We start from the raw sequence: 8,650 nt of genomic DNA, 5'->3' as shown, positions 1-8,650 counted from the left end.
CCTCTAAACACCACTCCGATTCGCGTCAACAGCCAATCTTTCAGTTTTTTGAAAATTACTGCACGAGGTGTGGGCGAAAGGCGCCAAAGCGCCGGAAAGCCTCAGCTTTTGAAGCCACCCGTCTGCCGCAAGGCTTCGCCCAGTGCGACTGCGCTGGCAATCGCGAGGTTCAGCGAGCGCACCTGCGGCCTGATGGGGATTCGCACCAAGGCATCGCACGCCTCGGCAACTGCAATCGGCACACCGCCGCTTTCCTTGCCGAATAATAACACGTCGCTGGAGCTGAACCGGAATTCGTGGAGCGATTCATCGCCCTTGGTGGTGAAGAGGACGAAGCGACGATCTGCCAGCGACGAGCGGAACGATTCGAAGCTGTCGTGGCGCGTCACCGCGACATGATCGATGTAGTCCATAGCCGCTCGGCGAACCCGGCGGTCATCCCAAACGAAACCCATCGGCTCTATAAGGTCAACGTCAACGCCCATACAGGCGCCCAGCCGCATCACCGCGCCGACGTTTCCGGCAATTTCGGGTTCGTAGAGTGCGAGACGCATGGCAACCTAACGCTATTCGACCGTTACCGACTTCGCCAGATTGCGAGGCTGATCGACGTCCGTGCCTTTGGCCACGGCCACGTGATAAGCGAGCAACTGCACCGGCACGGCATAGACCAGCGGCGCGATCAGCGGGTGCACCTTCGGCATCTCGATCGTGGCGAGGCAGCCCTCGCCCGCTTCGGCGATTCCTTCTGCGTCGGAAATCAGCACCACCTTGCCGCCGCGCGCACGCACTTCCTGCATGTTGCTGACGGTCTTTTCGAACAGCGGACCGCTGGGGGCGAGCACGATGACCGGCACAGCCTCGTCGATAAGGGCGATGGGGCCGTGCTTCATTTCGCCGCTGGCATAGCCTTCGGCGTGGATGTAGCTGATTTCCTTGAGCTTGAGCGCGCCTTCCAGCGCCAGCGGATAATCGGGCCCGCGCCCGAGATAGAGCACGTCCCGCGCAGGCGCGATGAGGTGCGCCATGCCGGCAATTTCTTCGTCATGTGCCAGCGCGGCGTTGAGGCAGGCGGGTGTTTCGACGAGTTGCTCGACAATTGCAGCTTCTTCCTCGCGGGTCAGGCGACCGCGCTTGACCGCGAGGTGTGCTGCGAGCGCTGCCAATACGGCAAGCTGGCAGGTGAAGGCCTTGGTCGAGGCGACGCCGATTTCCGGCCCGGCGTGGGTGGGCAGCAGCAGATCTGCCTCGCGCGCCATCGAACTGGTCGGCACGTTGACGACGACCGCGATGGTCTGGCCTGCCTGCTTGCAATGACGCAACGCAGCGAGTGTGTCAGCCGTTTCGCCGCTTTGCGAGATGAACAGGGCGAGGCCGCCCGGTTCCAGCACGGGATCGCGGTAACGGAATTCGGATGCGACATCGATGTCTACCGGCAGGCGAGCGAACTGTTCGAACCAGTATTTGGCGACCATTCCCGCATAGAAGCTGGTGCCGCAGGCGACGATGGTGACGCGATTGATGCTGGCAAGATCGAAATCGATCTGCGGCAGGGCGACGGTCTGTTCGACCCGACGCAAGTAGGAGCGCAGGGTTTGCGCGACGACCACTGGCTGCTCGAAGATTTCCTTCTGCATGAAGTGGCGGTAGTTGCCCTTCTCGATCGCCGCGGCGGTTGCGCCGGATGCGACGACGGGACGCTCGACTGGATTGTTGTCTGCGTCGAATATCTGCGCACCATCGCGGGTGATGATCACCCAGTCGCCTTCTTCGAGATAGGTGATCTTCTGCGTGAGTGGAGCAAGCGCCAGCGCGTCGGAGCCGAGATAGGTTTCACCTTCACCGTAGCCGACAACCAGAGGAGAGCCGAGGCGGGCGCCGATCAGCATGTCATCATGCTGGCGAAATGCGATCGCGAGCGCGAAAGCGCCGCGCAATTGGGGCAGCACGTCCTTTACCGCATCCTGTGGGCTGCGACCTGCTTCTACCTGTTCGGAAATGAGATGCGCGACGACTTCGGTGTCCGTCTCGCTTTCGAACGTGCGGCCGCGGGCGATCAGGGCTTCGCGCAAGGGTTTGAAGTTTTCGATGATGCCATTGTGGACCAGCGCGACTTCACCCGTGGCGTGGGGATGGGCGTTGCTGGTGGTCGGCGCGCCGTGCGTCGCCCAGCGGGTATGAGCGATGCCGATCAGGCCTGACGCCGGATTGCGTGCCAGTTCGACGACGAGGTTGTTGAGTTTACCTTCGGCCCTGCGGCGCACGAGGTGCCCGTCTTCGACCATGCAGACGCCCGCGCTGTCATAGCCGCGATATTCCATGCGGCGCAGACCATCGACCAACCGGTCTGCCACCTGTTCCTTGCCGACAATCCCGATAATTCCACACATGGTTTTTGTTCAATCCTGACTTGGCTATCGCGCACGTTCTGGCACGAAATCGTTGGCATTGTCTTTCCATTTGCCAGCGTAAGGAGGTTTGTCCAGCGAGGAATGAACCGGCATTGCGAAGAGTTTTCGTTCAGGTTTGCAGCGACTTTCCTGAAAGGGTTTACACAGTTTACACGGTCCAGAGAAACAAATCAGGGCGCGGGTAAGGTCGATCAGATTTCCCGCGAAGGCATGGGAGCTTTCCCGCTGAAGACGGGTGCAAGATTCTGGAAAAGCTGGAAGACATGGCGGCGCATGTGCCGGACAGTGCCAGCTTGCCCACGTGTAGGAAAATGCTTTCAGGCTTTGCGCAAAATCAATGAAACGCTAATATAATGCGTCATGGTCGATCCTGTCTGCAATGGAGGATCCCATGTTCAAGCTGAATGTCGGCGGCATCGACCGTGCGCTGCGTATCGTTCTGGGTTTTGTGCTGATCGCGCTGGTGTTCGTCGGACCGAAGACGCCGCTGGGGTGGATTGGAGTTGTGCCGCTGCTGACCGGGCTGATGCGGACCTGTCCGCTGTATACGCTCATCGGGCTGAATACCTGCCCGCGCCGATAACCCTGACTCTTGCCACCGCAGGATCGAGGCGGCATAGCCGCGCCCATGCATGATATCCGCCTGATCCGCGAAAACCCGGAAGCCTTTGACGCCGCTCTCGCCCGCCGTGGGGTTGAAGCTGCGTCGGCTTCCATCCTTGAAATGGACACCCGCCGCCGCGACATCGCCACGCGGATGCAAGAGGTGCAGGCGCGCCGGAACGAGGCTTCGAAGGCCATCGGGGCGGCTATGGGCAAAGGCGACAAGGACACCGCCGAAGCGCTGAAGACCGAGGTTGCCGCGCTGAAAACCGAACTGCCCGCGCTGGAAGAGGACGAGCGCACGCAGACTGCGCTGCAGAACGCCGCACTTTCTGCCATCCCCAACTTGCCCGCCGCCGAGGTGCCCGAAGGCGAGGACGAGGCTGGCAATGCCGAAGTCAGCCGCTGGGGCACCCCGCGCGATTTTGCGTTCACGCCAAAGGAACATGCAGACCTTGGCCCGGCGCTTGGTCTCGATTTCGAAACCGGCGCGCTTATTGCAGGCGCGCGCTTCACCTTCCTTAAGGGTGGCATGGCCCGCCTGCACCGCGCGCTGGCGCAATTCATGCTCGATCGCCAGACCGGCGAGAACGGCTATATGGAGTGCATCCCGCCGCTGCTGGTGAAGGATGAGGCCGTGTTCGGTACCGGCCAGCTGCCCAAGTTTGCCGAAGACCTGTTCCGCACGACGGATCGCCGCTGGCTGATCCCCACCGCCGAAGTCAGCCTGACAAATGCGGTACAGGGCCAGATCCTGAATGATGCGCAACTGCCCTTGCGGATGACGGCGCTGACGCCCTGCTTCCGGTCTGAAGCAGGCGCCGCCGGGCGCGATACGCGCGGGTTCATCCGCCAGCACCAGTTCGAGAAGGTCGAACTCGTTTCTATCACACGGCCAGAAGAGTCCGAGGCTGAGCATGAGCGCATGACAGCTTGTGCCGAGGGCGTGCTGCAAGCGCTGGGCCTGCCCTATCGCAAGATGCTGCTCTGCACCGGCGACATGGGCTTTACGGCGCGCAAGACCTATGACCTTGAAGTCTGGCTGCCGGGGCAGAACGCCTACCGCGAGATTTCGTCGTGCTCGAACTGCGGTGATTTTCAGGCGCGGCGGATGAATACCCGCTATCGCCCTGCCGATGCGAAGGGCACCGAATTCGTCCACACGCTCAACGGTTCTGGCCTTGCCGTGGGCCGCACTCTGGTGGCAGTCTTGGAAAACTACCAGCAGGAGGACGGATCGGTGGACGTGCCCGAAGTGCTGCTTCCCTATATGGGCGGGCTGACCCGTCTGGTGCCGCTGGCCGGATGAAACGGCTGCTGGCTGCAGTTGCGTTGCTGCTGGCAACGCCGCTTGTGGCGCAAACGGCTGCGCGCGGACCGATCGTTGCCTGGAGCTACACCGTGCAGGCGGGCGATACCTTTGCGGATATTGCCCGCCGCTGGGGCGTGGACATGGCCACGCTGGGTGCGGCCAACGACATTCCCAGTCCTTACGTGATCCGCATCGGGCAAGTGCTGAAACGCCCCGATCCCAGAAGCGTGTCAAAGGTGGCGCCGGTTGCTGCCCCCTCACCCGCTCCAACCCCGGCTCCCGCACCGAAGCTACCGGCCCCGCCGGTTACCACACCCAAGGCCGTGGCACGCCCTGCCCCAAGCCCGCGCCCTGCGCCACCGCTGCGCCCACCGCTGGCGCCGCGTGAATCCGACGCGCCCAAATTGCAGTGGCCAACCGAAGGGGCAGTCGTCACCCACTTTGGCGAGCGTGTTTCGGGCATCCCCTCCAACGGTATCGATCTGGCTGCTCTCTATGGCACCAAGGTTCGCGCGGCGGCGGCCGGAACCGTGCTTTATGCAGGCAAGGAGCCGGAGCGCTTCGGCCAATTGATCCTGATCGATCATGGTGGCGGCTTCGTCAGCGCCTATGCCTATCTTGGCACGATGACGGTGAAAGAAGGCGACAAGGTGACGGCGTTCGAACGCATCGCGTTGGTCGGCAGAAGCGGTGAAGTGCAGCGCCCCACCGTCCACTTCGAACTGCGTCGCAACAATGTGCCGCGCGACCCGGAACTTTATCTGCCGCCACGATTGTAAGGGGCGATGGACCTGCACCTCCTGCGGCGCGGCGGACGCAAACCCGGAAGCCTGCTGCGGCGTGCGCTGAAAGTGCCGGTCTGGGCCGACCTTGGCCTGCGACTGGGCGCGGCCTTCGGGCTGGTCGCCGTGGTCGTGCTGGTTCACTGGATCGACAGGGCGGGCCTGAAAGACACGCACGACGGGCAGATCAGCTTTCTCGATGTCGTCTATTTCACGATGATCTCGATCACCACCACCGGCTTTGGCGATATCGCCCCGGTAAGCGACAGATCGCGCCTGATCGAAGCTGTGATCGTTACGCCGATCCGCATCGCGGTGCTCTTCATTTTCGTTGGCACCGCCTACAACTTCATCATCAAGCGCAGCTGGGAAAGGTTTCGCATGGCGCAGATCCAGAAGAACCTCACCAATCATATCGTCGTGCTTGGTTTCGGCGTATCGGGTTCGGAAGCGGTGGCGGAACTGATTGCACGCGGCACACCGCCGCACTGCATCGTGGTGATCGACCCCAGCGATGCGCGTCTTGATGCAGCATCGCGGCTTGGTTGTAATGTGATGGCAGGCGATGCCACCCGCGATGCCACGCTGATGGACGTGCATATCGACAAGGCCTGCTCGATCCTCGTCTCTGCCGGACGGGACGATACGTCGATCCTCATCACGCTGACTGCGCGCCATCTGGCTCCCAATGTGCCGATCAGCACCGTGGTGCGCGCCGTGGACAACGAAGTGCTGGCCCGGCAGGCAGGCGCTTCGACCGTGATCAACCCTGTGCGCTTTACCGGCCTGCTCATGGCAGGGTCTGCGCATGGCACGCACGTGGCGGATTACATAACCGATCTCGCCTCGATCGAAGGGCGCGTGCAACTGGTAGAGCGCAAAGTGACCCCTGACGAAGTGGGCAAGCCGCTGTCTGCATTGGCCAGCGGGCGGGGCTTGCGCATCTATCGCGCTGGGGCCGCCATCGGCTTCTGGGAGGCCGGTGCCGCAGAATTGAAGGCAGGTGACGTGATCGTTGAAATCACGCCTACGCCAGCATGAACGCCAACCCCATCGCAAGATAGGCAGTCAGCCAGAACCCGCCGTCGATCAGGGCAAGCCGTGTGCTGATGCGCTGATGCGAATAGCTGATCCACAGCGATGGGATCACGAAAGCAATCGCCAGCCCGCCAGACATCATGAAATAGAGCCACCACTTCACGTCAAGCGTTGCCTCACCCACGCGGGCGAACATGTGCCCCATCATGGTGGCGGTAATGAACAGCAGTGCTGCGGTGATCGCCGCCGTGCGCGCGGGCGAACGGCGGATACCGAGTTTGCCCGGCCCGACTTCTTCCAATCGCGCACGACCGAACACCGGGCCATACCACAAGGCTGACACCGCCAGCGCGACAAGCGTTGCAAGAACCACCGCGATCCAGTTGACTTGGCCCATTATTTCCTTCTTTTCCAAGCCCCCGCTGCGCGATCATGCTACGCTTGGCACGCGGCCATTGCAACGCCGTGCCAGTCCAAGATGGAGTGTCCGACTGACCATAGGTGACGTGCCGTGCATTTTCGCCTATGGGCCGCGCCATAATGGCAAGCCAGATTCCCCCCATCGTACTTCCCGAAGCCCCCAAAGTCGGCATGGTCAGCCTTGGCTGTCCCAAGGCGCTGGTCGATTCCGAACGGATTCTCACCCGTTTGCGCGCCGATGGCTATGCCATGAGCGCGGACTATGCCGGGGCCGATGTGGTGCTGGTCAACACTTGCGGGTTCCTTGATTCCGCAAAGGAAGAAAGCCTTTCCGCCATTGGCGAAGCGATTGCCGAGAACGGTCGCGTTATCGTGACCGGGTGCATGGGGAATGAGGCGGACGTGATCCGCGCCAAGTTCCCGCAGGTTCTCGCCGTAACCGGTGCGCACCAGTATGAAGCCGTGGTCGAAGCGGTGCACGAAGCCGCACCGCCCAGCATGGGACCGTATATCGACCTGATCCCGCAGGCCGAACCGGGCGATGTGAAGCTGACCCCGCGCCACTATGGTTATCTCAAGATTTCCGAAGGCTGCAACCACGCCTGCGCCTTCTGCATCATCCCCTCACTTCGCGGAAAGCTCGCCAGCCGCCGTATCGATGCCGTGCTGCGCGAGGCGGAAAAGCTGGTGGCGGCGGGCACGAAGGAACTGCTGGTGATCAGCCAGGACACGTCGGCCTATGGCGTGGATGTGCGGCATGAAGAACGCATGTGGAAAGGGCAACCGGTCCGCACGCACATGACCGACCTTGCACGCGAACTTGGCCAGTTGCGCACGCCGGAAGGTGATACGCCTTGGGTGCGGCTGCACTATGTCTACCCCTACCCCCATGTCGATGCGGTAATCCCGCTCATGGCCGAAGGGCTTGTGACACCCTATCTCGACATTCCGTTCCAGCACGCCAGCCCCAACGTGCTGCGCGCGATGAAGCGCCCGGCGAACGAAGCCAAGGTGCTCGACCGGATCAAGTCGTGGCGCGAGATTTGCCCCGACCTCACCATCCGTTCCAGCTTCGTCGTGGGCTTCCCTGGCGAGACTGAAGCCGATTTCGAATACCTGCTGGAATGGTTGGAAGAAGCCCAGCTTGATCGCGTGGGTGGATTCCGCTTCGAACCGGTCGCGGGCGCGGCGGCGAACGATCTGCCCAACCCGGTGCCCGAAGAGGTCAAGGAAGAGCGCTATGCGCGCCTGATGGAAAAGACCGAAGCCATCAGCGCGGCCAAGCTGGCCGCCAAGGTTGGCCGCACGATCAGGGTGATCGTGGACGAAGTGGGCGAGCCGGACGAGGATGGCGACGTGGGCGCGACCGCGCGCTCGCAGGCAGATGCGCCGGAGATCGACGGTGCGGTCTATTTGCGCAACGTCCCGGATGACCTGCAACCCGGCGATTTTGCGACTGTTCTGATCGAAGACGCAGACGCGCATGACCTTTATGGCGTGATCGCGGGCTGACGCTGGATGACGCCTGCCAGCCTTCTTGCACCGACCTACCTCCAGATGCTCACTGCGCTTTCGCAGTGGCTGGGAAAGGCGGAAGCGCAGTTGGGACAGGCAGGGGCGGACGCGCTGCTGGGGGCACGGCTCGCGCCCGACATGTTTCCGCTAGCCACGCAGATCCGCTTTGCCTGTGTTCAGGCGCAGGAAGGCATGTACCGTCTGGCAGACGCGGACTTTCCGCCTTCGATCGCAGCGCTGCTGGATGAAGGCCGCAATGCGGGTGAGCAACCCGGCACGATTGCCGATGCCCGGGCGCGGATCGAAGAGACGGCACAAATCGTCCGCGCGATGGCAGACGCAGATGCGTCAGACGATTCTGAAAGGGCGCTGGCGCATCAGCTTCCCAACGGCATGATCTTCGATTTCACCACCGAACAATACGCGCGGGACTGGGCCGTTCCGCAGTTCTACTTCCACGTGATGACGGCTTATACGATCCTGCGCAGTCAGGGTGTGGAATTGGGCAAAGCCGATTATGTGGCACATCTGTTCGGCCATCTGCGCCCCGGAACTATGCCGCAAGCTTA

9 protein-coding genes are annotated in these 8,650 nt (G+C 62.2%); 6 read left to right on the top strand and 3 right to left on the bottom strand.

All coding sequences use genetic code 11. The features are described from left to right. Window positions 1–101: 101 nt before the first annotated feature. Window positions 102–554 (bottom strand): tRNA (cytidine(34)-2'-O)-methyltransferase, encoded by a 453-nt coding sequence (locus tag ACOVQ0_RS11700; protein ID WP_421884611.1) that lies wholly within the window; start codon window positions 552–554, stop codon window positions 102–104. A gap of 12 nt (window positions 555–566) precedes the next feature. After that, on the bottom strand, window positions 567–2,390 hold the full coding sequence (gene glmS, locus ACOVQ0_RS11695) for a glutamine--fructose-6-phosphate transaminase (isomerizing) (RefSeq protein ID WP_421884608.1): 1,824 nt from the start codon (window positions 2,388–2,390) through the stop codon (window positions 567–569). 412 nt (window positions 2,391–2,802) lie between these two features. Between glmS and ACOVQ0_RS11690 the strand changes: the two genes are divergently transcribed. Genes ACOVQ0_RS11690 through ACOVQ0_RS11675 form a run of 4 tightly spaced genes read left to right on the top strand, consistent with a single transcriptional unit; the run spans window position 2,803 to window position 6,149 of the window. Further along, window positions 2,803–2,994 (top strand): YgaP family membrane protein, encoded by a 192-nt coding sequence (locus ACOVQ0_RS11690; RefSeq protein ID WP_421884606.1) that lies wholly within the window; start codon window positions 2,803–2,805, stop codon window positions 2,992–2,994. A 45-nt stretch (window positions 2,995–3,039) separates the two neighbouring features. Further along, complete coding sequence (gene serS, locus ACOVQ0_RS11685; RefSeq protein ID WP_421884604.1) at window positions 3,040–4,323, top strand: serine--tRNA ligase; 1,284 nt, start codon at window positions 3,040–3,042, stop codon at window positions 4,321–4,323. Next, complete coding sequence (locus tag ACOVQ0_RS11680; RefSeq protein ID WP_421884601.1) at window positions 4,320–5,105, top strand: peptidoglycan DD-metalloendopeptidase family protein; 786 nt, start codon at window positions 4,320–4,322, stop codon at window positions 5,103–5,105. The genes serS and ACOVQ0_RS11680 overlap by 4 nt, the downstream gene beginning before the upstream one ends. A gap of 6 nt (window positions 5,106–5,111) precedes the next feature. Further along, entirely contained in the window at window positions 5,112–6,149 is a 1,038-nt protein-coding gene (locus ACOVQ0_RS11675; RefSeq protein WP_421884598.1) for a potassium channel family protein, read from the top strand. On the opposite strand, the gene ACOVQ0_RS11670 is transcribed toward ACOVQ0_RS11675, so the two are convergent. Continuing rightward, window positions 6,136–6,543 (bottom strand): DUF1761 domain-containing protein, encoded by a 408-nt coding sequence (locus ACOVQ0_RS11670; protein ID WP_421884596.1) that lies wholly within the window; start codon window positions 6,541–6,543, stop codon window positions 6,136–6,138. The two genes, ACOVQ0_RS11675 and ACOVQ0_RS11670, sit on opposite strands and share 14 nt — an antisense overlap. Before the next feature lie 128 nt (window positions 6,544–6,671). Here ACOVQ0_RS11670 and rimO point away from each other — a divergent pair, with 128 nt between their 5' ends. Together rimO and ACOVQ0_RS11660 are read left to right on the top strand one after the other, a co-directional pair. Beyond that, window positions 6,672–8,078 carry a 30S ribosomal protein S12 methylthiotransferase RimO gene (gene rimO / locus ACOVQ0_RS11665; protein WP_421884593.1) on the top strand — a complete coding sequence of 469 codons (1,407 nt, stop codon included), beginning with the start codon at window positions 6,672–6,674 and terminating at the stop codon, window positions 8,076–8,078. 6 nt (window positions 8,079–8,084) lie between these two features. Then, window positions 8,085–8,650 (top strand): DUF1993 domain-containing protein (locus tag ACOVQ0_RS11660; RefSeq protein ID WP_421884590.1); only part of this gene is annotated, 566 nt, incomplete at its 3' end.

The sequence above is a fragment of the Novosphingobium sp. genome, assembly GCF_049240505.1.
Taxonomy (GTDB): domain Bacteria; phylum Pseudomonadota; class Alphaproteobacteria; order Sphingomonadales; family Sphingomonadaceae; genus Novosphingobium.
The sequence above is the reverse complement of the archived record's forward strand: the minus strand, read 5'-3'. Positions and strand labels throughout refer to the sequence as shown.

What these genes read in the sequence shown, in the direction of transcription:
- ACOVQ0_RS11700 (WP_421884611.1), bottom strand. Translation starts at nt 554, where the DNA reads ATGCGTCTCGCACTCTACGAACCCGAAATTGCCGGAAACGTCGGCGCG.
- glmS (WP_421884608.1), bottom strand. Translation starts at nt 2,390, where the DNA reads ATGTGTGGAATTATCGGGATTGTCGGCAAGGAACAGGTGGCAGACCGG.
- ACOVQ0_RS11690 (WP_421884606.1), top strand. Translation starts at nt 2,803, where the DNA reads ATGTTCAAGCTGAATGTCGGCGGCATCGACCGTGCGCTGCGTATCGTT.
- serS (WP_421884604.1), top strand. Translation starts at nt 3,040, where the DNA reads ATGCATGATATCCGCCTGATCCGCGAAAACCCGGAAGCCTTTGACGCC.
- ACOVQ0_RS11680 (WP_421884601.1), top strand. Translation starts at nt 4,320, where the DNA reads ATGAAACGGCTGCTGGCTGCAGTTGCGTTGCTGCTGGCAACGCCGCTT.
- ACOVQ0_RS11675 (WP_421884598.1), top strand. Translation starts at nt 5,112, where the DNA reads ATGGACCTGCACCTCCTGCGGCGCGGCGGACGCAAACCCGGAAGCCTG.
- ACOVQ0_RS11670 (WP_421884596.1), bottom strand. Translation starts at nt 6,543, where the DNA reads ATGGGCCAAGTCAACTGGATCGCGGTGGTTCTTGCAACGCTTGTCGCG.
- rimO (WP_421884593.1), top strand. Translation starts at nt 6,672, where the DNA reads ATGGGCCGCGCCATAATGGCAAGCCAGATTCCCCCCATCGTACTTCCC.